The following is a 24211-nucleotide window of genomic DNA, read 5'->3' as shown; positions in this document are numbered from 1 at the left end:
GGCGTGCTGGGTGGATAGAGGCGGAAGCAGGGCGGCAATCGTTCCTGGTTTCCAGCAGAGCTGGAGGCTGAGGTGGATCGAGTGGCCGCTTCTGGCTGATAGCTCCCCCTCAAAACGGTCACCAATAAACACTGCTAAACCACGCTCTCCCGATAAACACCCCTTACATGCCCAACCCCTGCCGCCTGTAACCGCGCCACCAAATCTTCCCGCGCCGCGCGCCCACCTGTGCGCACGTCTTTCTCGACGGTGCCCACGGACTGCCAGTGTCGGTCCAGGCATTCGGCGGTGGCCAGGCGAGCGGCGTGGTTGGCGGCGTCGGGTTCGGGCGACTCCGCTGCATTGGGCGTAGGCGCAGGTACTTCCGTTTTTGTCGATGAGCCGAACAGTTTCTTGAAGAAGTTCATGTGCAGTCCGTTGCTGGGGTATCGGCGCTTCAGGAATAGTTGAGCGCGCTCACATAGGCACGAAACATATCAGCCATGCCATCGGCGTAAACAGCGATTTCTTCAGGTGTGCGTGGACTGCCGGAGAAATCCTTGCCGACCGAACTGAGCGTGGTCAGGATCAGATCGCAGGCCAGTGTGCGGGTTGGCTCGGTCACCTCGGGCAATAACTCCAACATGAACGCCTCGAATATCTGCTGCCCCGCTGCGCGCACTTCCAGGGCTTCCGGGGCATCGCGATAGAGCGGCGCCGCGTCATTCAGCGCGACGCGCATCGGGGCCTCTTCGCATTCTGATCTGATGAAGGCATGCACCAGTGTGCGCAGGCGATGCAGCGGTGCCTCAGCATGTTGCGCCAGGATGCCGCGCAGCATCTGGGTGGTTTGCTGCCACTCGTCACTCTGCAACCTGAACAGAATTGCCGCCTTGTTCGGAAAATACTGGTAAACCGAACCCACACTCACGCCAGCCTTCTCCGCGACCCGTGCGGTGGTGAAACGGGTGGCACCTTCCTTGGCCAAAACCTGAATAGCCGCTTCGAGAATTGCCGCCACCAACTCGGTAGAGCGTGCCTGTTGTGGCTGTTTGCGCGTGGAAATACGCGGGGTCTGGCGGGTGGTCATACAGGGTTCCGGAGGCAGGGCTAATGCGAATAGCGGACGCGATAAATCACTCGCATACTTTTAATGCGACGAATTAGTCGCATCTTAGTCCCAACTCTACGGAAATCAATTATGTCGAGCCTGTCCACTGCGCCTTTGGCGCCCCTGATCGAACGGTTGTATACCCAAGCCGGCGCCGCTACCAGCCCAGTGCTGAACACGCTGTCGAAGGATGAGCGCGAGCGGCTGATGCACAGCAAGACCGAATATGTGGCGCTGTATTCGATGCTCAAGGACCTGTGGCTACCGGTGTCGCGCGACACCGGCAAACTGCTCTACATGCTGGCGCGCAGCAGTAAGGCGCGGTCGATTGTCGAGTTTGGTACCTCGTTTGGCCTGTCCACATTGCACCTGGCTGCTGCGTTGCGTGACAACGGTGGTGGTGTGCTGATCGGCAGCGAATTCGAAGCTTCGAAGATCGCCCTGGCGCGCGAGCATTTCATCGAAGGCGGCGTGAGTGACCTGATTCATATCCGCGAAGGCGACGCGCTGGTCACCCTGGCCAGCGACCTGCCGGACAGCGTAGACCTGCTGTTGCTGGACGGCGCCAAGACGCTGTATGGCGACGTGCTCGGCCTGGTGGAAAGCCATCTGCGCCCCGGCGCACTGGTGGTGGCGGATAACACCGATTACTGCCCTGAATACCTGGCCCATGTGCGCGCACCGGAGAACGGCTACCTGTCCGTGGCGTTTGCCGATGACATCGAACTTTCAATACGCCTGGGCTAATCGCGGACGCAACTCGTGCACGTATTTGCCACTGGAGCCGCCGGCTGGGTGGGTTCCGAATCAGCGCTTGCTGAACGCCAGCCGCGCAGCGAACAACACAAAGATCATGCCGGTGGTGCGGTCCATCCACTGAATGACTTTTTCACGGCGCAGGAAACCGGACAGTGGTTGCGTAGCACCGATCAATACCAGTGACCAGGCCAGCCCGAGCAGCACATGGATGCTGACCAGACCGAACGTCCAGAGGATCAACGGTTGGCCCTGGGGGATGAACTGCGGCAGGAACGACACGTAGAAAATCCCCACCTTGGGGTTGAGCACGTTGCCCAGCATGCCCTTGATCAACCAGTTGCCCGCGGGCTTGGCATCCGCCCCGGCGTTGGTCAATGAGCGACGGGGACGCAGCAACATGTTCAAGCCCAACCAGGCCAGGTACGCGGCGCCGCAGTACTTGAGCAGGTTGAAGGCGACTTCCGACACCGCAACCAACGCCCCCAGGCCAAACGCAACCGCCGCGCCCCACAGCAGGCAACCGGCGTTGATCCCCAGCATGGCTTGCAGCGCCTGGCGCTTGCCTTCGACCGTGGCGGTCCTGAGCACCAGAGCGGTGTCGAGACCGGGTGTGAGCGTCAGCAGTGTGGCGGCGAAGGTGAAGGCGAGGAGGTTATCCGTGATGGACATGGTCGGGCTTCGTGCTGGGTGGAGGTGGTGCCCAAGCATATCGCCATTATCGTGTGGTTCGCGATTTTCTTGTGGCAAACGCGCTCACCCCAGGAAGCGCGCTTGCCACGACACGTTCAGTGCAGGCTCAGCGGTTGAAGCGCTCGACCAATGCGTATTGGGTGGACGCGGTGTTCGTCAGCTCCTTGCTCAGGTCAGTGGATTGATGGGCTTGTAGCGAGGTCTGGTCGGCCAGTTCGGCGATGGTGGTGATGTTGCGGCTGATTTCCTCGGCGACGGCGCTCTGTTCCTCGGTGGCAGCGGCGATCTGGGTGGTCATGTCGGTGATATGCGACACGGCTTCGCTGATGCCCACCAGCGCCTGGTCCGCCTCAAGCACCCAGGCCACACCTTCCTGGGCCTGGCGTTGACCGTTTTCCATGCTTTGCACGGCGTTGTTGGAGGACGCCTGCAGCTGGGTGATCAACCCGTGGATCTGGGTGGTGGACTGCGACGTGCGCTGCGCCAGTTGGCGCACTTCGTCAGCCACCACGGCAAAACCACGGCCTTGCTCGCCGGCCCGTGCGGCTTCGATGGCGGCGTTGAGGGCCAGCAGGTTGGTCTGGTCGGCAATGCCTTTGATCACGTCCACCACGCTGCCGATTTCGTTACTGTCCTTGGCCAGTTGCGCCACGGTGACGCCGGTTTCGCTGACCACCGCAGACAAACGCTCGATCGCCTCACGGGTATCCCTTGCCACTTCACGACCGCGGCCCGTCAAGACGTTGGCCTGCTGGGTGGCGTCGGCGGTGCGTTGCACGTGGCTGGCGACTTCCTGGGTGGTGGCGGCCATTTGGTTGACGGCGGCCGAGACCTGTTCGGTTTCAACGCGCTGACGGTCCAGGCCTTTGGAGCTGGCGGAGGCCAACTGATCGGATTGCCCGGCCAGGGCACTCAGTTGCTCGGCGCTGTCCTGCAAGCGGGTGAGGCAGGTCTTCAGGCGCGCGTTCTGGCTGAGGAACGCCGTTTCGAGGCGTGCCTGAGGCCCACGTGCGTCGCTGTACATCTGCGCGATCAAGGCATCCGAGGTCGACGGCTCCACGCCGTGCAACAGCCGCAACGTGCTGCCTTGACGCCAACGCGAACAGAGCACGCCCACCGGTACTGCGACGGCAACGGCCACAGCGATGGCGACGGGCGCACTGAGGAACATGCCGGCGAGGCTGCCGGTAAGCCCAGTTGCCACATATGGGACACAATTGATAGCGGCCGGCAGCCAGGCGTCCTGGCGAGGAACACCCGGTTTGCCCTGGCTTATGCGTCGGTACAGGGCCTGGGCCCGGCGGATCTCATCGGCCGTGGGCTTGACCCGCACGGACTCGAAACCGACGACCTTGCTGCCGTCGAAAATGGGCGTGACGTAGGCATTGACCCAATAATGGTCGCCGTTTTTCGAGCGGTTCTTGACGATACCCATCCAGGGCAGGCCCTGTTTGAGCGCGCCCCACATGTGCGCAAACACGGCGGGGGGCACATCCGGGTGACGGACGATGTTTTGCGGTGCCCCAATCAGATCCGCACGTTCAAAGCCGCTGATATCGACAAAGGCGTCGTTGCAGTAAGTGATGACACCTCGGACATCTGTGGCGGAAATGAGTTTTTGCGAAGGCGCGAGGGAAATCTCACGCTGTGTTACGGGCTGGTTATTGCGCATTCCGACTACTCCATGGTTGCACTCAGTCCATCGGCGCCATCTGCGAAAAGGTTAATTCACATTGGTCAATTCGCCAGCCACTGGTCAAAAGCCTGAAACTTCCCGATGAAACCCCTCATAATGGCGGCCATTTTTGTTTAGCCGTTATTCTGGTGTGCCCCCATGGAAATCAAGGTCAACTTTCTCGACAACCTCCGACTTGAAGCCAAGTTCGACGACTTCACGGTGATTGCCGACCAGCCCATCCGCTATAAAGGCGATGGCTCGGCACCGGGGCCGTTCGATTACTTCCTGGCGTCGTCGGCGTTGTGCGCGGCGTACTTCGTGAAGTTGTACTGCCAGACGCGCAATATCCCCACCGAGAATATTCGCCTGTCGCAGAACAACATTGTCGACCCGGAAAACCGCTATAACCAGATCTTCAAGATCCAGGTCGAGTTGCCCGCGGACCTCTCCGACAAGGACCGCCAAGGCATCCTGCGCTCCATCGACCGTTGCACGGTCAAGAAAGTGGTGCAGGCCGGGCCTGAGTTTGTCATCGAAGAAGTCGAGAACCTGGACGCCGACGCCCAGGCCTTGTTGATGCCCAACTCAACCTCCGAGGGCGGCACCTACATCGCCGGCAAAGACCTGCCGCTGGAGCAGACCATTGCCAACATGTCCGGCATTCTCGCCGGCTTGGGCATGAAGATTGAAATCGCGTCGTGGCGCAATATCGTACCCAACGTGTGGTCGCTGCATATCCGCGATGCGCATTCGCCGATGTGCTTCACCAACGGCAAGGGCGCGACCAAGGAGGGCGCCTTGGCGTCGGCACTGGGCGAGTTCATCGAGCGGCTCAACTGCAACTTCTTCTACAACGATCAGTTCTGGGGTGAAGAACTGGCGAATGCGCCATTCGTGCATTACCCGGATGAGCGCTGGTTCCAGCCGGGGCCCAACGACGAGCTGCCAAGTGAAATCCTCGACGCCTATTGCCTGAAGGTCTACAACCGCGAGGGCGAGCTGCGCGGCTCGCACTTGTTCGACACCAACTCCGGCAACGAAGAGCGCGGCATCGTTTCGCTGCCGTTCGTGCGCCAGTCGGACGGCGAGGTGGTGTACTTTCCGTCCAACCTGATCGAAAACCTATACCTGAGCAACGGCATGAGCGCTGGCAACACCCTGGCCGAAGCCCAGGTGCAGTGCCTGTCGGAGATCTTCGAGCGCGCGGTGAAACGTGAAATCATCGAGGGCGAGTTCGCCTTGCCGGACGTACCGACCGAGGTGCTGGCCAAGTACCCAGGCATTCTCGCCGGTATTCAGGGCCTCGAAGCCCAAGGCTTCCCGGTACTGGTGAAAGACGCGTCCCTGGGTGGTGAGTTCCCGGTGATGTGCGTGACCCTTATGAACCCGCGCACCGGTGGCGTGTTCGCCTCCTTCGGCGCGCATCCGAGCCTGGAAGTGGCGCTGGAACGCAGCCTCACCGAACTGTTGCAAGGTCGCAGTTTCGAAGGCCTGAACGACTTGCCGCAACCGACGTTCGAAGGCCAGGCGGTGACTGAGCCGAACAACTTCGTCGAGCACTTCATCGACTCCAGCGGCGTGGTGTCGTGGCGCTTCTTCAGCGCCCAGTCGGACTACGAATTCGTCGAGTGGGACTTCACGGGCGCAGGCGAAGACTCGAATGCCCAGGAGGCCGCGACCTTGTTCGGCATTCTGGAAGGCATGGGTAAAGAGTCCTATATGGCGGTGTACGAACACCTCGGCGCCACCGCGTGCCGCATCCTGGTGCCGGATTACTCGGAAATCTACCCGGTGGACGATCTGATCTGGGACAACACCAATAAAGCGCTGTTTTTCCGCGAAGACATTCTCAACCTGCATCGCCTCAACGAGGAAGAGCTGCAAGCGTTGGTCGAGCGCCTGATCGAGAGCGAACTGGACGACTACACCGATATCACCACGCTGATCGGCATTGAGTTCGATGACAACACCGCCTGGGGCCAACTAACCATCCTGGAGCTGAAGCTGCTGATCTTCCTGGCCTTGCAGCAGTATGAAGAGGCCAAGGAGTGCGTGGAGATGTTCCTGCAGTACAACGACAACACGGCTGAACGTGGCCTGTTCTATCAGGCGATGAATGCGGTGCTGGAGATGGAGCTGGACGATGACCTGGAACTGGCGGATTACGAAGCCAACTTCCGTCGCATGTTTGGCAATGAGCGGATGGATGCGGTGATTGGCTCGGTGCAGGGCGACGTGCGCTTCTATGGTTTGACGCCGACCAGCATGAAGCTGGAAGGGCTGGACCGGCACCAACGCCTGATTGAGAGTTACAAGAAGCTGCACTCGGCTCGCGCCAACATCACCTCAGCCTGACGCTGACCCCTGTGGGAGCTGGCTTGCCTGCGATGCAGCCACCTCGGTGTTTCAGATGTATCGCGGTGATGCTATCGCAGGCAAGCCAGCTCCCACATTTGATCGGTTTCTGCTGTTAGATTTTTGCCAGGGCTTGGACTAGGTCCACCCGTACGGGCCGTTGCGTACACCCGCCAGGCACGTTAGCGGGTCGGGTTCAGTACCTGCTGCAAGCGCGCGACAACGGCGGTACTGGCGGCTTGCATCGGCGCACGCAATTCGCTGCCGATCAAGCCTTGCAGGGCCAGCGCGGCTTTTACCGGTGCGGGGTTGGGCTCCATGAACATGGCGTTGATCAGTGGCAGCAACTCGAAAAAAGTCGCCCGCGCCTCTGCCAGCTGATTGTCCCGCACCAACTGGCACAGCGCCACGAACTGCTCGGTCTGCAAGTGAGCCGAAGCCGCAATGGCACCGGTCGCACCGAGGCACAAGGCGTTGAAGATCTGCACGTCTTCACCACACAACACCTCCACATCACCGCTGGCCAGCAGTGCAAGGGTGTTGCCAAGGTTGCCACCACAATCCTTGATCGCCACGATGCGTTCATGGGCGACGATGTTCAGCAAGGTGGCTTGCTCGAAGGTAGCGCCGGTGCGGTAAGGAATGTCGTAGAGAATGATTGGCACGCTGGAGGCATCGGCCACGGTGCGGAAGAACGCCTCCAAACCCGCTTGGGACGGGCGGATGTAACTCGGTGCCGGCACCAAAAGCCCCGCCACCGGGCGTTGCAGGATTTCGCGCTGGAACTGCAGCAGCTCAATCTGGTTATAGCCCGCCAGACCCATCACCACGCGGTGCGCCGGTACCCATTGCAACACCGCATCGAGCACCGCCAGTTGTTCCTGGCGACTCAGCGCCGCCGCTTCCCCAGTGGTGGTGCACACCATGATCCCGGCCACGTGTTTCTCCAGCAAGTGGCTAACCAGACGGTGCAGGCCGGTGAAGTCGATGGCGCCGTCATGGAACGGCGTGACCACGGGAACCCAGATACCTTGAAACGATGACATGCACTTTCTCCTGATGATTGACCGCTGGAGTCACCGTCAGAAGGGCAGAGGGGAATTGTGCGAATCGGGCTCAATGTCCTGTCAGCTCATCTGACGGGACAGCGCGCCCCGGTCACATGAGCGACTGTTTCTTCGATTTGAGGGCGTGCGCAACGCAACCTTGTGCCTTGGCAAGAGAGCCAATGGCGAAAAGGTTGACGGAAGACGTTGCAGACATGGGATGACACACCCTGAATAAGGCCCCCATCTTCATGGAATATTACGAAGCGTGTCAACGGGGCGCGTTCGAGTTTATGCAGCCGTCGCCGGATATGTGCGGGTCGCAATTATGCGGCCGTGCTTTCAACCAGCCGGTAGTCTATCCACACACTCCGGGAGAACCTCGATGATCCGACGCGCGTGTTTGGCCGCTTTGCTGACCCTGTCTGTCTCGACCGCCTTTGGCGCCTCGACCTATGATCATCTGTATGCCTTTGGCGACAGCTACTCCGACAATGGCGCGGGCGAAGCGCTCACCACCCGGCTTACCGCGCAAAAGGTCAAAGACGCCCAGGCACTGCCCGGCCCACTGTACTGGAAAGGACGCTGGAGCAATGGCCCGACCGCCGTTGAAGGTTTGGCCCAGGCATTGACAACACCGTTGACCGACTACGCGGTGGGCGGCGCCAAAAGCGGCCACGGCAATTACTACACGTGGATGATGCCAACCCAGGACACAGGCTTGCTCGGCCAAGTCGCCGAGCATTTGCAGGCCGCCAAGTCCCACAAGGCCGACCCCAAGGCGCTGTATTTCATCTTTATCTCGGCCAACGATTTTTTCGAATGGGCCGACTTCTCCCATCCTGAAAGCATTGAAGCCCTGAGCGAATCGAGCCTGGCCAACATCCGCAGTGCCACCGAGCAACTGGTGGCGGCGGGGGCCAGGCATGTCATGGTGGTGGGTACTACGGACCTCAGCCACGTGCCCGCCGTGGTGCAGGGCAACCACGTCGACAACGCGAAGAAGTACCAGCAATTGCTCGCGCAGAAATTACCGTCCGTGTTGGCGCAGATCGGCGTGGCGAAGGTCACTTACTTCGACCACTTGGCGTTCAGCGACGCGCTACGTGCCAATCCGCAAGCCAATGGGTTCACGGACCTGGACGCGCCGTGTCAGCCCACCTACCCGGAAGTAAAACCGGTGTGTGCCAATGCCGATGCGCATTACTATTGGGACGAATGGCACCCGACCCGCGAGGTCCACGCCCTGGCGGCCAAGGCCATGCTCAAGGCGTTGCCTTAGCCCGCGGCCACCGCCGCTTCAATCGCGGCGATGTCGATCTTCTTCATGGTCATCATCGCATCGAATGCGCGCTTGGCCGTTGCTCGATCCGGGTGGGTCACGGCGTCCGTCAACACGCGCGGTGAGATCTGCCACGACACGCCCCACTTGTCCTTGCACCAGCCACAGGCGCTTTCCTGGCCGCCGTTGCCGACGATGGCGTTCCAGTAACGGTCGGTCTCGGCCTGGTCATCGGTGGCAATTTGAAATGAAAACGCCTCGGTATGGGGAAAGATCGGGCCGCCGTTAAGGCCGATGCACGGGATGCCCAGCACCGTGAAATCCACGGTCAATACGTCGCCCTGTTTACCCGACGGGTAATCGCCGGGGGCCAGGTGCACGGCGTTAACCTTGCTGTCTGGGAAGGTCTCGGCGTAGAAGGTTGCCGCCTCCAGGGCGGTGCCGTTGTACCAGAGGCAGAGGGTATTTTTGCGGGCCATGGTCGGTTCCCATGAAGAATCGGTGTGTGAAGTTTAGACGACGCGTTCGTCTCTGCTCACACCGTGATCCGCCGGGCGGCCACGCCGTCCTTGTAATCCAACTGCTCGGGGCGGCTGCGGGACACGCCGATCAGCGTGTCCCCAGGCTCGCCGCGACCTTCGATCAGGGCTTTGCCCAGTCCTTTGCTGGTGCCTACTACCAGGGTTTTCATCGAATCTCTCCTTGATCTGGCTGATTGTTATGGGGGGCAGTCATGCGAGCAGACGATGCTTTGGTCGGCAATCGAGAGGCTGTTTCCAGATGTTATTAAGGGGGGGCAACTCAGTCTTGGCGTTGGCCGGTTGGCAGGTCTAGCCTGCGTAGATGAAGCGGACTTTATTGCGTTTTTGAGGTGGTTATTTATGCCGACTCGGTATAAGAAACTGTCAGTTCTTACAGGTTACACCGTGTGTATTTGGTCCCAATGTTCAGTAAACCTTCGCGCTAACAACTAAGGACGATACGGGTCATGAGCACATCGAACGGTAAAACCTCGTTTATCTATGCCGCTATCGTCATCAGTGCCTTCATCTCTACACTCGCCCCCGCAGACGAGGTTTACAACAAGGCGGGTCAGTATAAATATACCGCTCCCAAGTGGGGAGATATTAGAAGCATTCGGGTCACTTTGATTGGGGGGGGAGGTGGTGGTGCTGGCGGTGGTTCCAATACTGGTAATTTTGTGGAGACGTATGTGTCTAATTTGGGCATAAATGGAATCTCCGGTGGTGGTGGCGGAAGTGGTGCAACTACAGTCTGCAACTTTTATCCTCCTTCAAAGGACCTTAATGTCCAGGCCATCACTATTAATGTTGGCGCTGGAGGTAAGGGGGGCATGGGAGGTGCTACCGACGATTCTGGAGGACATAAAGGGGGGGATGGAGGATCTAGCAGTATTACGACGGTTAATACAAACGTAGCGGCGTATACCCCGGTATATGGAAGTCAGAGTGGTGTGATCGCTGCTGGAGGCTCAGGTGCTACTGGTGCTTTTGAACGTTCAAGCGTCACTGACAACGGTGCGGGTGGTGCGGGAGGGGGGCTGAGTGTGGAGTGTCGCAAGCCCGACGCTGTTCCTGAGTCAGCGACGCCAGGCCGTGCCGGTGAAAGCGGAAAAAGGGATGTACCAGGTGCTGGAGCATCGGGAAGCTCCTTGGAGGCTTGTAAAGGGGCTGGCGCAGGAGGCAAAGGAGGTCTAAATGGTAGCGTCGCTGCTGCTTCAACGCCCGGACTTCCTGGGGAGAGCGGCTCAGATGGTTGCGTCATTCTAGAGCTCGTAAAATTTTGAAGGTGTTTGATTAAAACCAAATGGCCAGAAGGTAGCTGACCTCAAGAGCGGTCGGGCTTTGCAAACAATGCATTGCTCAAGCCCGGCGCGCCATCAACAACACCGTCGCCGCCGCCGACAGCAACCCCGCGCAGCACCGATTGAAGATCCGCTTGCCCCGAGGCTCGGCAAACCAGCGCCGCATGTGCAGGCCCATATAGGCGTAGGCGCTGATGGCGATCCACTCCAGCACCAGGAACATCGCGCCGAGCAGCGCGAATTGTGGGGTGACTGGCTCGCCGGGGACCACGAATTGAGGCAGGAAGGCGGTGAAGATCAAAATCGCCTTCGGATTGCCCGCCGCCACTAAGAACTCCTGCCGCGCCAACGCCCACAGTCCCACCCTGGCCGTGGCCGATTGCGCCTCTGCTTCCGGATTGGCGCGCCACAACTGAAGCGCCAGATAAAACAGGTACGCCGCGCCGAGTATCTTGATCCCATAGAACAACAACTCCGACGTTTGCAACACCACGGCCAAGCCGGCCGAAGCGAGGGCGATCATCCCGGCAAAGGCGAGCAAGCGACCGATGCCGGCCAGGCATGACGTGCGGTAGCCGTAGCGCGTGGAATTGCTCACCGACAGCAGGTTGTTCGGGCCGGGCGCCATGTTCAGGGCAAAGCAGGCGGGGAGGAAAAGGGCGAGGGTGGCGAGGTCCATGGCGGCTCCGGGTTCGCGTGGGCGGGGAGCTGTGAGGATAAGGGCAGTGGACGTCGTTGGACAGCCTCAGCCGTTCATGTTTCCAGCTATTGCGCAATGTTCGACACCGTATGAACGACCGCCGTCACCATTGTTTCAACACTGTCAGCCCCGTCGACCCGTAAGATCGGGGCCGTCAGTTGTGATAGCCACGCCTCGTGCAACGCCCGGTTGCGCCCCGAGAAATTCGGGTCGTCATACTGCGAAGCCCATTCCCGAAAGGCCAAGTGGATCTGATGCATATCACCTTCGGGTGCGATTCGATCTCCATAGCGCGCCTTTTCGCGGGCAGCCAGTCGTTCCAGGCGCAGGGGCGTTGGCGTGACGACGAACACAATCACGTCTGCATCAGCAATCAACGCGTCTCCCCAGACCATGCAAGAGCCGGTCAGCACCCAACCGTCGTCACCGAGTGCCTGTTGCATCAGTGACACGCGTTCGCTGGGTGGTCGCTTGGTTGTGAACGGAGGGTCGGTGGGCATCCAGTAGAAATCATCGACATCGACCTGGCGCAGACCGAGCCGAGTGGCGAGGTGTTGTCCCAGTGTGGTCACGCCGGCGCATGAAGCACCTGTAATGTAGATCCGCATGTGTCCTCCATTCATGCACGACAAGCTGTTCCAGCCCCATTTATGGAGACGAGGGCTTGTCAGATGACCATTGGCTACAGTGTGAAGAGTAGGGCCATGGGCATCCGTTCACTCTGCTGTTGGGTATCGCGCTCGTATCCCAGGCGCCTAGGTTTGCGCAGTCCAGACTGCTAGTTCATACCCATCCGGATCCATGAAGTGGAACCGGCTTCCACCGGGAAACGTAAATGTCTCGCGGGTAATGAGCGCATCCAGGGCTTTGAGCCGCTGCTGCGTCCCATGGAGATCATCGGCGTACAAGATGACCAAAGGCCCACCCGGCCGCACCGGCTCCCCCGTTGTGAATCCCCCAGTCAGACGGCCATCGCTGAACTCGGTATAGGTGGGGCCGTAATCGACGAAGGTCCAGCCGAACGCACCGCCGTAGAAGGCTTTGCTCCGGGCAATATCGCTGACATTGAATTCGATGTTGTCGATTTGTCGGTCTTTACCTTGAGTGCCCATGCTTGCCTTCCTGGCTGATCTTCAGAGCAGCGAGTGTAGCGTGAACCCATGCCTGCATGAATACGCGAATCGTGCCTATGATGGCCTCGACTACAGAATTGATCGGAGTAGACAGCGTGTTGAAGATTGGAATCCTGGGCGTCGGTGAGTTGACGGAGAAGGTTGTGATCGGTCTGCGTCGCAGCGGGTTTGAGGGGCGGGTGTTGCTGTCGCCGCGCAACCAGGAACGTGCGCAGCAACTCGCTAAACAGTGGAACTGCGAGGTGAGGGCCGACAATCAACAGGTCGTCGATGGCGCCGATCTGTTGGTGCTGGGTGTGCGCCCGGAGGTGGTTCAACAGCTTTCTGATGAAGTGCAGCTTAGACCTGAGCAAACGCTGGTGTCGTTGGTGGCTGGATTGAAGCTTGTGGAACTGCAGCGCCGTTTCCCGCGGGCGCGTGTGGTCCGTGCCATGCTGTCCTATGCCGCCCAGATCAACCAGACCACGGTGGTGGTCACGCCCGGCGGTGAACCCCATGCAACGCTGCTGGGCGCGCTGGGGTCATTGGTTGTTTTGGACGAGGAGGAGGCGTTCGAGTTGGCCACTGTCGCGGCCTGCATGAACGGCTGGTTCTATTTCTTCCTGAGCGATCTTCAGCAGTGGTTTACCGACAAAGGCCTGTCCAGAGAGCAGGCCGCCCAACTGGTGATGGGCAACCTGCAAGACTGCCTGGCCAGCGCCCGCCACCAGCCGTCGACCAGCCTGGAGGCGTTGGGTCACGCCATTGCCACACCAGGCACCTTCACGGCGGCGGGGCTGGAGGTGCTCAGAGATAAAGGCGCGACGCAGGCATGGCGAGAGGCCGCTGATGAGGTGCTTGAGCGCCTGCACAAGCCTGCGCGTTTATAGCCGGTGATGTTCGAGCAAGAAGTCCACAAACACGCGGATCCGCGCCGGCATGCTCGCACCGCCGACAAACACCACGTGGATCGGCTCCCGGTCGCCGGGGTTCCAGGATTCGAGCAGGGGCACCAGGTGACCGCGTTGCAGGTCCTCTGCAACCGTGAACGTGCCGATGCGCGCGATACCGGCGCCTAGTCGCGCCAGTTGAGCAAGTGCTTCGCCACTGCTGCATTCGATATTGCCGTTTATCTTCAGCGAAAACGTCTTGCCGTTCTGCGCGAAGGGCCAATCGGGTTGGGCCCGGCGGAAGTTGAAACGCAGGCAGTTGTGCCGCAACAGATCGTTCGGCTCCAGAGGCGTGCCGTGTTGCTGAAGGTAGTCAGGCGACGCCACCACGACCTGGCCGGTGTCGCCGATGCGGCGCGCCGTCAGCGGGCTGTCTGGCAGGTCGCCAAAGCGTATCGCGACGTCGGCTTGGCCGCCGAGGATGTCGACTATTTCGTCGCCCAAGGTCAGGTCCACCACAATGTTCGGATAGCGGGCGCTGAACGCTGCCACCAGGGGCACGATGGCCATGCGGCCGTGGCCCAGGGCCGCACTGACCCGCAACCTGCCTTTGGGGGCACCCTGGTCGGCGATGGCGTCCTCGACTTCGGCCATGTCGGCCAGGATGCGCCGAGCGCCGCGAAGGTAAACCTCGCCTTCGGCGGTGAAGGCGATGGCCCGGGTCGTGCGAATGAGTAGGCGGCTGCCCAGGCGCTGTTCCGTGCGCGCGATGACCCGGCTGACGGCTGAAGGTGTCAGTCCCAGTGCCCGTGCCGCGGCCGAAAGGCTGCCTTCCTGCGCCACCATCGCGAATACAGCCATCTCACCCGACCTGCCGTTGAAATCCATTTTTGCCTCGCGCGCAAAGGTGATTGCCAATTAAACGGTCTAGTGCCGTTAAAGCGTAGATCGTAGCATTTGCGGCATAAATGAGGAGTCTTCCATGCGTATCAATCCACCCCTTGTAGCCCTTGCTGCCGGTGCCTTTGGCATTGGCGTCACTGAGTTCGCGCCCATGGGCATGTTGCCCACTATTGCCAATGACCTTGGCGTTTCGATTCCCACTGCGGGGCTGTTGGTCAGCGCCTACGCCCTGGGGGTATTGCTCGGCGCGCCCCTGATGATCTTGACCACCGGCAAGATTCCCCGTCGTCACTTGCTGGTCGGCCTTATGGCCATTTTCACCCTGGGTAACGTGATGTCGGCGCTTGCAACCGGCTATTACGACCTGTTGATCGCCCGCGTCATCACTTCGCTCAACCATGGCGCGTTTTTTGGCGTCGGTTCCATCGTCGCCGCCAGTGTGGTCGCGCCGGACAAGCGCGCCGGAGCCGTCGCGGCGATGTTCATGGGCCTGACCCTCGCGACCATTGGTGGCGTGCCACTGGCGACCTGGTTTGGTGAACTGCTTGGCTGGCGTACGGCGTTCTGGGGCATTGGCGGACTGGGCCTGGTGACCATGGTCGCGCTATGGTTCGCGCTGCCAAACCTGCCGCTGCCGAAAAGCGACGGTGTGCTGGCCGAAATCAAGGTGCTGGGGCGCGGTTCGGTACTGGCGGCACTGGCCCTGACCGTGGTGGGTTCCAGTGCTATGTTCACCGTGTTTACCTATATCGCGCCGATCCTGAGCAACGAGACCCATGCGTCTACCCCCTTTATCACGGCCATGCTGGTGTTGTTCGGTGTCGGGTTGACGCTGGGCAATATATGGGGCGGCAAGGCGGCAGACCGCTCGATCGACCGGACCCTGATCGTTTCGCTGAGCGCCCTGATCCTGGTCCTGCTGGCCTTCGCATTCCTGATGCGTTGGCCGATACCCGCAGCGGTGAGCATCCTTATCTGGGGGATCGCCAGCTTCGCAGTCGTGCCGCCTTTGCAGATGCGCGTGATGGAAGCGGCCAAAGACGCGCCGAATCTGGCTTCGGCCGTGAATATCGGCGCCTTTAACTTCGGTAACGCGATTGGCGCCGCAGTGGGAGGCGCGGTGATCAACGCAGGGCTGGGCTATCCGGCGATCTCCCTGGCCGGCGCCGCGATGGCGGGCTTGGGGCTGTTGATGGTCGTGACGTTCGCCTGGGGCGCCAGAGGCCGCATGGCTGCGGCGGTCTAGGAAATCGAGTATCGTTGGCCGCCTCAGCTGCCAGCCTGGTGCAGGCGCAGCGCATGATCGATGGTTCAGGGACGACTGGAATGGCACTCAGGGTGATGGTGATCGGCGGCTACGGTAATTTCGGCAGCATCGTGTGCCGACATTTGGCCGCAGCGCCGGGCATTGAGCTGGTGATCTCGGGCCGTGATCCACACAAGCTGCAGCGCAAACTCGACGAGTTGAATGCGCAGCCCGGCACTGTCTGCGAAGGCTGGTGTGGCGACGCGATGGGGGCCGGATTCGCGGGTGTTTTACTGTCGAAGCATATCCAGTTAGTGATTCATACCGGCGGGCCGTTCCAAGGGCAGTCCTATGCAGTTGCCCTGAGCTGCATCGAAGCCGGGGTGAACTACTGCGACCTGTCCGACTGCCGCACCTTCGTCAATGGCGTGGGCGTGCTGGACGTGCACGCCAAACAGGCGGGCGTGGCCATTCTCAGTGGTTGCAGCTCAGTGCCGACGCTGTCGTCTGCGCTCATCGATCAGTACCGGTCTCGCTTCTCGCGCATCGACTCGATCGAACATGGCATTTCCTCGTCGGCCAAGATGCCAGGCCTGTCGACAATCGAAGGTGTGCTGGCCTACGCGGGCAAACCGATCAAGCAACTCAGGAATGGCCAGGTACACGAAGTGCTGGGTTGGCAGGACCTGACGCTGCGCAAAATGCCGGTGTTGGGCACGCGAGTGCTGGCCAATGTGGATGTGCCGGACATGGACATCTTCGCCGGTCGGTATGGCGCCCATACCTTGCGCTTCAAAGCTGGCGCGGGGCTCAAATTGGGGGGTGTCGCCAACTGGGTGCTGGCTCAGGCACTGAAGCTGGGGGTGGTACGGGATCATGTGGCCTGGGCGGCGCGGCTGCACCGCCTGGGCACCTGGTTCGAGCGATTTGGCGACGGTAAAAGCGCGATGTACATCGATGTGCAGGGCTTGGGGACCGACGGCGGACCTTTGTCATTGACCGTGCAATTGACGGCCTTGAATGACAAAGGCCCGGAGATCCCCAGCTGCGCTGCCGTGGCCCTGGCCATCAAAATCGCTCAAGGTTACGTACCCATGCCTGGCGCGCGACCGTGCGTAGGTGAGATCACCGTGGATGAATACATGGCCGCGATCAACGATCCGGCGAACCTGAGTCTGGCCGTGCGGTTCTCTGACGAGCAGGGCGTTTAACGCGAAAGCACGGGCGCGCTGCTTTTGTCCTCGGGCCCCACGTCGTGCAAGGAAATCCGCGAAGTTTCCGGCAACGCCAATCCACCGGCCAACGCCAGCAACGCCACTGCAATCAGGTAGAACGCCGGTGACAGATTGCTGCCCGTGGTGCTGATCAACCAGGTCGCCATCAACGGCGCGGTGCCGCCGAAGATCGTATAGGCCAGGTTGTAGGTGATCGCCGAGGCGGTGTAGCGCGTACGGGTCGGAAACGTCTCCGACAGCAAGGCTGCCGTGACCACGCCACACAATACCGCCCCCACCGCCAGCAACATCACGCCGACAATGGATGCCGCGAACGAACCGGAGCTGGCCATCAGGAACGACGGATACACCACGACCATCAACAACACACAGGCCGTCATCACGGTGGCGCGCCGCCCGACTCGATCGGAGTACAACCCCGCCAAAGGGCAAATTGCCGCGGCGAAAATCAATGCAATCAGCGATACCAGCAACGCCATCGCCCGACTCAAGCCTCCTGCCACCTGCAGATACGTCGCGAAATACGTGGTGAACATATAGAACGACAGCGCCGTCAGTGACACAAAAGCGCCCAGGCAGCAGATCGCCGCACCATGGTTGCGCAGGGTTTCCTTGAGCGGGGAGTGGGCGACGGTGTGTTCTTCCTTAACGGCCTGGAAGGCGGGCGTCTCGTCCAGCTTCCAGCGCAGGTAAAGCCCCACCAGGCCGAGCGGCGCGGCGATCAGGAACGGCAAGCGCCAGCCCCAACTGCCCATGGCCTCGGCGGACAACGACGCTTCCAGTGCATACGCCACCACCGCGGCGGCGGCGAAAGCGGAAAACGTCGACACCGGCACGAAGCTGCCATACCAGGCGCGCTTATCGCTGGGCGCGTGTTCCATCAGATAGGCACAGGCCCCGGCGTATTCGCCCCCGGCGGAGAACCCTTGGGCGCAGCGAATCAGCGACAAGAGGATCGGCGCCGCTACGCCGATGGCGGCATAGGTCGGCAGCAGGCCTATCAAGGTAGTGGCGCCGGCCATCAGCAGGATCGTCATGGCCAGGGTACGCTTGCGGCCGATGCGGTCGCCGAGCATGCCGAAGAAAATCCCGCCCAGTGGCCGGAAGGCAAACGCCACGGCGAACACGGCGAAGGTTTTGAGCAATGCCGCGCTGGCGTCGCCGCTGGGGAAGAACTGCTGGGCGATGGTCGTGGCGAGGAAGCCGTAGACGGCGAAGTCAAACCACTCGACAAAGTTACCGATGCCGGCGGCGATGATGACCTTTCGCAGAGTCTGGGGGCTGACCTGTTCGGTGGAGGGGCTCGTCATGGGGGAAGGCCTCGGGATAGCGATGGGGATGACTGATTATCGGGGCAGGCTGTTGGGCGGCGGGGCCCAAAAGAGTCGTCCGCGTAGTCAGCAGCGACTTGCGGGTATTGGGGGGAGGCAGGAATTGGGCCAGGTGAGGCAAGGAGCCTGTGCGCAACTGTGATTAAGACTTTAACAATGGTTTACATCGCTGAACCTTTGATGCCGGTATGGTTTGTGGCTACTGGCAAACATCATGGTCGCCTCGACCTACAATCCCGCCTTGCGCATGCGGGTCGAGGATTGCCTGACGGCCGGGTTCAGCAGCACCTGTGTCGCCAGTAGCGGGACATTGATTATGTTTCCATCCTGGTTGATGCACTCGGTACGACGCTTTAAGGGAACGCGGCCACGGATCTCGATCGCGTTCAACTTCGGTACATGACGCCCCTTAGGTTTCACTGATGGAAGCGTCTGCCCAACGCATCCAACCGCACCGCAATCGGCGGCAGCTGCTCACTGCTGCGAGCCAGGGTTTCCACATCGTTGGCGGTGCTTTGCGCAATGCTCTGCACCGACTGCAACCGCCCGACAATCTCCAAGTTCGCCTCGGTCTGCTCGCGGGTGGTGGTCACGATTCGCCCGTTCAGGTCGTCGATCTGTGCGATGTCGCTGCCCACCGCGCGGAGCATATCGACGGCGACCTGGCTGTCTTCCACGCAGCGGTCCACGCCTTGGCGGCTGTCGTGCATGGCTTCCACGGCCTGGCGGCTGCCGTGTTGCAGGCTCTCGATGATGGTCTTGATTTCCTGGGTGGACACTGCCGTGCGCTGCGCCAGGTTGCGTACTTCGTCCGCGACCACGGCAAAGCCACGGCCTTGCTCGCCGGCGCGGGCGGCTTCGATGGCTGCGTTGAGGGCGAGCAGGTTGGTCTGGTTGGCGATGCTGCTGATCACATCGAGCACGGTGCCGATCTGCTCGGCCTGTACGGCCAGACCTTGCACCGTTTCATGGGTGCCGTTGAGGCGTGAGGCCAACTGGGTGATTTCCTGCTGGGCGCGGCCGACACTTTCCTGGCCACGCAAAATCTGTTGGCTGGCCTTGCCAGCGTGATCCACCGCCTGTTCGACATGCACGGCGATGTGGCCCATGGCGTCTTCCATACGCTGCATGGAACCGGTCATCTGGGTGATTTCCGCCAATTGGTGCCGCGCGCCTTTTTCCAGGGTGCCGCTGGCGCTGGCCAGTTCCTGGCCGAGTTGGCCAAGGCCGTGGGAGTCGCGCGCAACGCCGTCTATCAGGTGGGTGATCTGTTGCAAGAAGTGATCGAAACGCTTGGCCAGGGACATGTGCACCTTGCCTTCGCCCTGGGCGGTTTGCGCCGAGATCTGTGTGGTGACGGAGAGCATCTTCTCGAGCATTTCCTGGCTCTCGACCGCTTCGGCCTGGCTGTGCACGGCCAGGTACAGCAGGGCGACGGTCTCCATCACCACGTAGAAGGCATGCACGAACACCATGGTCCAGCCGCCGTGATGCTCCATCACAAACACCGGAACGCCTTGATGTTGCAGGGCATGGAATACCACATGGTGCACGGCGATGGTGGCGGCGGCGACCAGGATCGGCAGCCAGTCGCGATAAAACGTCAGCACCGCCAGCAACGCGAAGATCCCGAAGTGCGATTCGATCACGCCCTGCGCCTGGTTAATGTGCAGCGCCGCCATGACCATCAAACCTGCGCCGAGGGCGCAACGCATCACGCGGCTGCCGCCTATCGCACGGTAGAGCAGTGTGAGCACCACGCTGGTACTGCCGCCAACAATGATGGCTTGCATCAAGGTGTCGTGCCAGAACGCCAGGCCCAGGGAGAACAGGAACATCAGCCAGACCAGCGCCAGCATGATGCGGTCGGCTTTGCGGTAGTGCTCGAAAAAACGCGTGCGAGTGGGCATTCACACTTACTCCATGTGGTCTGGCCGAATCAAAGTGAGGGGCAGGGTGGAGCGAATCAGATATTTTTTTGGTTTTTATTGGAATCAGTGATGCCAACCGTATATCGGCATCAGGAGGCGGGACTTTAGGCGCGGCTACCCGGACGGGTAGCCGCTTATCGGGCGATGGTCAGAAGCTGTATTTGGCCGTGACGCCAAAGCTGCGCGGGTTACCGTAGGTGTCGTTAGGACCCCAGATCGGGCTGTTGCCGATGGCCGAGTAGTAGGTGCGGTCGAAGATGTTGTTCACGTTCAGCTGCAGGTCCAGGTGCTTGTTCACCTGGTAACCGGCCATCACGTCTGCCACGGCATAGCTGCCTTGTTCCAGGCGATAGGTATTGCTGTTGGCGAGTACCACATCGTTGTACATGCGGCTCTGCCAGTAGACATTGCCTCCGACGCGCAGCTTTTCCAGTGGGCCCTGGAAGCGATAGGAAGTGGTCAGCTTGAACAAACGTTCCGGGGTGTCGGTGTCGAAACGCTGGTTGTTGTTGGACGCGTTAGTGTCCTTGATGTAATGCGCACGGGTGTACGTAAACCCGCCGCCGACTTGCCAGTTTTCGGTGAGCGCGCCTTGCAGTTCTAAATCGATACCTTGGCTGCGTACCATACCGGAGGCCTCATAGCAGGTCATGATCGGGCAGCCCGCTTGGCTCTCGGGCAGGGTAGCGCGGTTTTTCTGGTCGATCTGGAACACGGCGAGGCTGGCGTTGAGTGCGCCGTTGAAGTACTCGCCCTTGATACCGACTTCGTAGTTTTCGCCGACGATAGGTTCAAGTGGTTTGTCCGAAAAGTCCCGGTCTGTCTGTGGTGTGAAGATGTCGGTGTAACTCGCGTAAACGGAGTATTGGTCGTTCAGGTCGTAGATCACGCCGGCGTAGCGCGTGAGGTTGCGGGTGACTTTGTAGTCGCCGTCGCCCTGGCGGTCATCGTAGTCGTACCAGTCCACGCGGGCACCCAGGATCACCTTGAGCGGGTCGGCCAGGTTCAGGCGGGTGGTCAGGTAAACGCCGTCCTGGGTGGTGATGTTGTGGCCTTTGCCGTTGCGCACGAAGTCCGGTTTTGCCCCATTGAACGGGTAATTGGTGTCGTAGGGGCTGTATTCCTTGGACGTGGCGTCATAGACGCGTTTGCTGGTGCCCACCACCACTTCATGGGTGCGGCCGAAGGCTTCGACCGGGCCACTGAGGAACGTGTCCAGGCCGTACTGTTTGTCGTCCTGGTGCGATTGGTAGGCGGTGCGCGCCAGCGTGGTCTGGTAGCGCGACTGGTAGGTGCCGGTGAACACGCCATCCAACTGTGATGACGAGCCGGCGATGTGGAGCTTCCAGTCATTGGCGAAGCGATGTTCGATATCACCGAATACAGTGTCGATGGTGAGCTTCTTGTTTTCCCAATCGGAGCCGGGGTTGGTGGAGCGGGGCAGGTTCAGGTGATGGCCGTCGGTGCCGATGGGCAAGCCGCCCCAGAAGAAGTTGGTCTGGTCTTGCTGGCGCGAAAAACCCAGGGTGGCAGTGGTGTTTTCGCTGAGGTCGGCTTCACCGATGGCGTAGAACAGGCCGTGGTCGCTTTCTTCTCCTTTGCGAAAGCTGTTGGCGTCGCGGTAGGAACCCACCACGCGGCCGCGCAGGGTGCCGCTGTCATTCAAGGCGCTGGAGGCGTCGAACTCGCCGCGATAATCGTCCCAGCTGCCGGCGGCACCGGTGATCGACACCTGCGGCGTGGCGGTTGGACGCTTGCGCACAAAGTTGATCGCCGCCGACGGGTTGCCGGCGCCGGTGACCAGGCCCGTGGCGCCGCGGATCACTTCCACACGGTCGAACATCGCCAGGTTGGGCTGCACACTGTTGGCGTAGCCGGAATAAGAGCTGGGAATGCCGTCGAACATCATGTTGTCGATGTCGAAGCCACGTGAGCTGTACGTATGCCGACCGGGGCCGCTGGACTGGCTGAGGAAAAGGCCTGGCGTGTTCTTGACCACGTCGTTGACGCTGGTCATGGCCTGGTCGTCCATGCGCTGGCGGGTGATCACCGTGACGGCTTGGGGCGTCTCGCGCATGGTCAGCGGGAGTTTGGTGGCGGTCGCCATTGCTCCGGTGGTGTAGGACTGGGTGCCTTCGGTGGTCTGGCCCAACTGTTCACTACTGATCTGGGTGGCGCCCAATTCCAGTGGGGCGGCTTTTTCCGCCTCAGCGGCAAACACCGCAGGTGAACTTGCAAGACAGACGGCCAACGCCATCAGACTGGGTGAAAAACCTTTGCCGCCGTGTTGTTGCACAGACATGAAACTGACTCTCCCCGAATGCCTTCCGTGGCGAATAATAAAAGTGTTGATAATTATTCGCATCAGTGTGACATGTTGATCTTTTGGGAAAAAGGCTTCAGAGAGAATTGGTTAACGAATTTTTCACCTCCGTGTGACGGCAAATCGCCATGCCGTCGCCCTGGAAATGCGACGTGCGCAGCGCTTATTCACGCAAGGGGATCGCCACTCGACTCGTCGCCTTGACCTCCCTCAGCGCCAGGCTCGATTGAATCGACGCAATCCCCAACTGCCGCCGTAACACGCTCTCGACAAACTCGCTGTAGCTGTCCAGATCTTCCGCCAGCACCTGCAACAGGTAATCCGCATCACCGGTGATCTTGTGGCAGGACAACACTTGCGGCAGTTCCTTCACCACGGCTTCAAACGCATCCGGCGCATGATCGGTATGGATCGCAAAACGCACATGCACGAACGCCATGATGTCCAGCCCGAGCATCTTGCGGTCGAGGTTGGCCTGGTAGTCCTTGATCACGCCTTCTTCTTCCAGGCGTTTGCGTCGCCGCCAGCAGGGCGTGAGGCTCAGGGATAGACGCTCACTCAACTGGGCGTTGGAAATACTCGCGTCTTGCTGGAGCAGGGCAAGAATGGCGAGATCGGTATCATCAAGCGTGACCTGCTTGGTTTTATTTTTCATAAGTTCGCGCCAGGTAGGAAAAAATTCCCGATAAACCTATCAGTGGCGCAAGTAAAAGCAAAGAAAGCCCACGCCAGCCAGAACAAAATAGACCCTGTCTTTTACTGGCGGATGCCCACCCATGTTGACTGTTTTTAGCGAAACCCACCGTTTGCACCACGGCACCGAACTCAAAGACGGCGTGCTGAAACCTTCATTCGAGCAACCGAGCCGCGCCGACACCGTGCGTGACCGCGTCAGGCAGGTTGGCCTGGGCGATATCATCACGCCGCGCCGCTTTGATCGGGCCTGTTATGTCAACGCCCACAGCGAGCGCTATGTGACCTTCCTGGAAACCGCTTGGGCCGAATGGACCGCCATCGGTCGCAGCCATGACGCATTGCCCCTGGTATGGCCGGTCCGTGACCTGGCCAACCAGCAGGTGCCGGAATTTATCGACGGCAAGCTCGGTTTCTTTGCCATGGACGCAGGCTCGCCGATTACCCGCACCACCTGGGATGCGGTCAAAACCAGCGCGGACATCGCCTTGACCGGCCTGGCGCTGATCGGCGAAGGCCATCAGAGTGCGTTCGCCCTGTGCCGTCCACCGGGCCACCACGCGGCCCGCGAATACATGGGCGGTTATTGCTACCTCAACAACGCAGCGATTGCCGCACAGCACGCCGTGACCCAAGGCGCCAAGCGCGTGGCGGTGCTGGATGTGGATTTCCACCACGGCAACGGCACGCAGAATATTTTCTACGATCGCCCGGACGTGCTGTTCATTTCCCTGCATGGCGACCCGGCGGTGTCTTATCCGTATTTCTCCGGCGCTGCCAACGAACGCGGCGCGGGCGCGGGCGAGGGTTTCAACGTGAATTACCCGCTGCCCAAAAACACCACCTGGGATCACTACCAGACCGCCCTGATCGATGCCTGCCGGCAACTGCGCGACTTTTCCCCCGACGTGCTGGTGATCTCCCTGGGGGTCGACACCTTCAAGGACGACCCCATCAGCCACTTCCTCCTCGACAGCCAGGACTTCCTCGGTATGGGTGAAATCATCGCCAGCGTCGGAGTGCCAACCCTGTTCGTGATGGAAGGCGGCTACATGGTCGATGAAATCGGCATCAACGCCGTCAACGTACTGCACGGTTTCGAAAGCAACACCCGATAACAAC

Annotated in this window: 22 protein-coding genes and 3 pseudogenes; 9 read left to right on the top strand and 16 right to left on the bottom strand. The window is 60.5% G+C overall.

All coding sequences use genetic code 11. The features are described 5' to 3' along the window. Positions 1 to 134: 134 nt before the first annotated feature. Positions 135 to 407, bottom strand: coding sequence for a hypothetical protein (locus PF1751_RS29360; protein WP_010210163.1), 273 nt, complete (start codon positions 405 to 407; stop codon positions 135 to 137). A 29-nt stretch (positions 408 to 436) separates the two neighbouring features. Continuing rightward, complete coding sequence (locus PF1751_RS14400) at positions 437 to 1069, bottom strand: TetR/AcrR family transcriptional regulator (protein ID WP_021493017.1); 633 nt, start codon at positions 1067 to 1069, stop codon at positions 437 to 439. A 111-nt stretch (positions 1070 to 1180) separates the two neighbouring features. Between PF1751_RS14400 and PF1751_RS14395 the strand changes: the two genes are divergently transcribed. After that, complete coding sequence (locus PF1751_RS14395; RefSeq protein WP_044287260.1) at positions 1181 to 1837, top strand: O-methyltransferase; 657 nt, start codon at positions 1181 to 1183, stop codon at positions 1835 to 1837. 60 nt (positions 1838 to 1897) lie between these two features. Here PF1751_RS14395 and PF1751_RS14390 read toward each other — a convergent pair whose 3' ends face one another. The 3 genes and pseudogenes from PF1751_RS14390 to PF1751_RS29885 all read right to left on the bottom strand — a co-directional run. After that, positions 1898 to 2518: a LysE family translocator gene (locus PF1751_RS14390; RefSeq protein WP_042572280.1), complete on the bottom strand. Its 621-nt coding sequence runs from the start codon at positions 2516 to 2518 to the stop codon at positions 1898 to 1900. Between the two features lie 127 nt (positions 2519 to 2645). After that, the gene (locus PF1751_RS14385) at positions 2646 to 3710 is read right to left on the bottom strand and encodes a methyl-accepting chemotaxis protein (protein ID WP_412177532.1); all 1065 of its coding nucleotides are present in this window, start codon (positions 3708 to 3710) and stop codon (positions 2646 to 2648) included. Positions 3711 to 3938: 228 nt separating this feature from the next. Next, positions 3939 to 4211 (bottom strand): annotated as a pseudogene (locus PF1751_RS29885) (PAS domain-containing protein); the annotation flags it as partial. Positions 4212 to 4373: 162 nt separating this feature from the next. Between PF1751_RS29885 and PF1751_RS14380 the strand changes: the two are divergent. Further along, complete coding sequence (locus PF1751_RS14380) at positions 4374 to 6572, top strand: OsmC domain/YcaO domain-containing protein (RefSeq protein WP_010210173.1); 2199 nt, start codon at positions 4374 to 4376, stop codon at positions 6570 to 6572. A gap of 182 nt (positions 6573 to 6754) precedes the next feature. On the opposite strand, the gene dapA is transcribed toward PF1751_RS14380, so the two are convergent. Next, the gene (gene dapA, locus PF1751_RS14375) at positions 6755 to 7618 is read right to left on the bottom strand and encodes a 4-hydroxy-tetrahydrodipicolinate synthase (RefSeq protein ID WP_010210174.1); all 864 of its coding nucleotides are present in this window, start codon (positions 7616 to 7618) and stop codon (positions 6755 to 6757) included. Positions 7619 to 8003: 385 nt separating this feature from the next. Here dapA and PF1751_RS14370 point away from each other — a divergent pair, with 385 nt between their 5' ends. Further along, positions 8004 to 8900, top strand: a complete 897-nt coding sequence (locus PF1751_RS14370; protein ID WP_010210175.1) for an SGNH/GDSL hydrolase family protein — start codon at positions 8004 to 8006, stop codon at positions 8898 to 8900. On the opposite strand, the gene PF1751_RS14365 is transcribed toward PF1751_RS14370, so the two are convergent. Both PF1751_RS14365 and PF1751_RS28430 read right to left on the bottom strand, forming a co-directional pair. Continuing rightward, positions 8897 to 9379, bottom strand: a complete 483-nt coding sequence (locus tag PF1751_RS14365) for a VOC family protein (protein ID WP_010210176.1) — start codon at positions 9377 to 9379, stop codon at positions 8897 to 8899. The genes PF1751_RS14370 and PF1751_RS14365 overlap by 4 nt on opposite strands. A gap of 77 nt (positions 9380 to 9456) precedes the next feature. Next, a pseudogene (locus PF1751_RS28430) lies at positions 9457 to 9591 on the bottom strand (SDR family NAD(P)-dependent oxidoreductase); the annotation flags it as partial. 297 nt (positions 9592 to 9888) lie between these two features. Here PF1751_RS28430 and PF1751_RS28880 point away from each other — a divergent pair. Beyond that, on the top strand, positions 9889 to 10707 hold the full coding sequence (locus PF1751_RS28880) for a glycine-rich domain-containing protein (RefSeq protein WP_137206015.1): 819 nt from the start codon (positions 9889 to 9891) through the stop codon (positions 10705 to 10707). A gap of 76 nt (positions 10708 to 10783) precedes the next feature. Here the strand turns inward: PF1751_RS28880 and PF1751_RS14355 are convergent, their stop codons facing one another. The 3 genes from PF1751_RS14355 to PF1751_RS14345 form a co-directional block, all read right to left on the bottom strand. Then, positions 10784 to 11404, bottom strand: a complete 621-nt coding sequence (locus tag PF1751_RS14355; protein WP_010210180.1) for a LysE family translocator — start codon at positions 11402 to 11404, stop codon at positions 10784 to 10786. Positions 11405 to 11490: 86 nt separating this feature from the next. Then, positions 11491 to 12033: an ATP-binding protein gene (locus PF1751_RS14350; protein ID WP_010210181.1), complete on the bottom strand. Its 543-nt coding sequence runs from the start codon at positions 12031 to 12033 to the stop codon at positions 11491 to 11493. A 147-nt stretch (positions 12034 to 12180) separates the two neighbouring features. Continuing rightward, on the bottom strand, positions 12181 to 12537 hold the full coding sequence (locus tag PF1751_RS14345) for a VOC family protein (protein WP_010210182.1): 357 nt from the start codon (positions 12535 to 12537) through the stop codon (positions 12181 to 12183). A gap of 116 nt (positions 12538 to 12653) precedes the next feature. Between PF1751_RS14345 and PF1751_RS14340 the strand changes: the two genes are divergently transcribed. Further along, positions 12654 to 13427 carry a pyrroline-5-carboxylate reductase family protein gene (locus PF1751_RS14340; RefSeq protein ID WP_029529136.1) on the top strand — a complete coding sequence of 258 codons (774 nt, stop codon included), beginning with the start codon at positions 12654 to 12656 and terminating at the stop codon, positions 13425 to 13427. On the opposite strand, the gene PF1751_RS14335 is transcribed toward PF1751_RS14340, so the two are convergent. Continuing rightward, positions 13422 to 14315, bottom strand: a complete 894-nt coding sequence (locus tag PF1751_RS14335) for a LysR family transcriptional regulator (RefSeq protein WP_010210184.1) — start codon at positions 14313 to 14315, stop codon at positions 13422 to 13424. The genes PF1751_RS14340 and PF1751_RS14335 overlap by 6 nt on opposite strands. 94 nt (positions 14316 to 14409) lie before the next feature. Here PF1751_RS14335 and PF1751_RS14330 point away from each other — a divergent pair, with 94 nt between their 5' ends. After that, positions 14410 to 15576, top strand: a complete 1167-nt coding sequence (locus tag PF1751_RS14330; RefSeq protein ID WP_044287259.1) for an MFS transporter — start codon at positions 14410 to 14412, stop codon at positions 15574 to 15576. A gap of 80 nt (positions 15577 to 15656) precedes the next feature. Next, on the top strand, positions 15657 to 16787 hold the full coding sequence (locus PF1751_RS14325) for a saccharopine dehydrogenase family protein (protein ID WP_044288136.1): 1131 nt from the start codon (positions 15657 to 15659) through the stop codon (positions 16785 to 16787). Here the strand turns inward: PF1751_RS14325 and PF1751_RS14320 are convergent. Continuing rightward, positions 16784 to 18121 (bottom strand): MFS transporter, encoded by a 1338-nt coding sequence (locus PF1751_RS14320; RefSeq protein WP_021493030.1) that lies wholly within the window; start codon positions 18119 to 18121, stop codon positions 16784 to 16786. The two genes, PF1751_RS14325 and PF1751_RS14320, sit on opposite strands and share 4 nt — an antisense overlap. Before the next feature lie 235 nt (positions 18122 to 18356). On the opposite strand from PF1751_RS14320, the pseudogene PF1751_RS28425 reads away from it, so the two are divergent. Next, positions 18357 to 18545: pseudogene (locus PF1751_RS28425) on the top strand (putative 2OG-Fe(II) oxygenase); the annotation flags it as partial. Positions 18546 to 18558: 13 nt separating this feature from the next. On the opposite strand, the gene PF1751_RS29690 reads toward PF1751_RS28425, so the two are convergent. The 3 genes from PF1751_RS29690 to PF1751_RS14305 all read right to left on the bottom strand — a co-directional run bounded on the left by PF1751_RS29690 (position 18559) and on the right by PF1751_RS14305 (position 23051). Beyond that, entirely contained in the window at positions 18559 to 20052 is a 1494-nt protein-coding gene (locus PF1751_RS29690; protein WP_044287258.1) for a methyl-accepting chemotaxis protein, read from the bottom strand. A 169-nt stretch (positions 20053 to 20221) separates the two neighbouring features. Then, on the bottom strand, positions 20222 to 22375 hold the full coding sequence (locus PF1751_RS14310; protein WP_044287257.1) for a TonB-dependent siderophore receptor: 2154 nt from the start codon (positions 22373 to 22375) through the stop codon (positions 20222 to 20224). Positions 22376 to 22559: 184 nt separating this feature from the next. Then, a complete protein-coding gene (locus tag PF1751_RS14305; protein WP_010210191.1) occupies positions 22560 to 23051 on the bottom strand; it encodes an Lrp/AsnC family transcriptional regulator in 492 nt (163 codons plus the stop codon). A 121-nt stretch (positions 23052 to 23172) separates the two neighbouring features. On the opposite strand from PF1751_RS14305, the gene PF1751_RS14300 reads away from it, so the two are divergent. Further along, positions 23173 to 24207 (top strand): histone deacetylase family protein, encoded by a 1035-nt coding sequence (locus PF1751_RS14300; protein WP_044287256.1) that lies wholly within the window; start codon positions 23173 to 23175, stop codon positions 24205 to 24207. The last annotated feature ends 4 nt before the right edge of the window (positions 24208 to 24211 follow it).

This window comes from Pseudomonas simiae (assembly GCF_000934565.1).
Lineage (GTDB): Bacteria > Pseudomonadota > Gammaproteobacteria > Pseudomonadales > Pseudomonadaceae > Aquipseudomonas > Aquipseudomonas simiae.
Note: the sequence above shows the minus strand (reverse complement) of the source record. Positions and strands in the feature narration are given on the sequence as shown.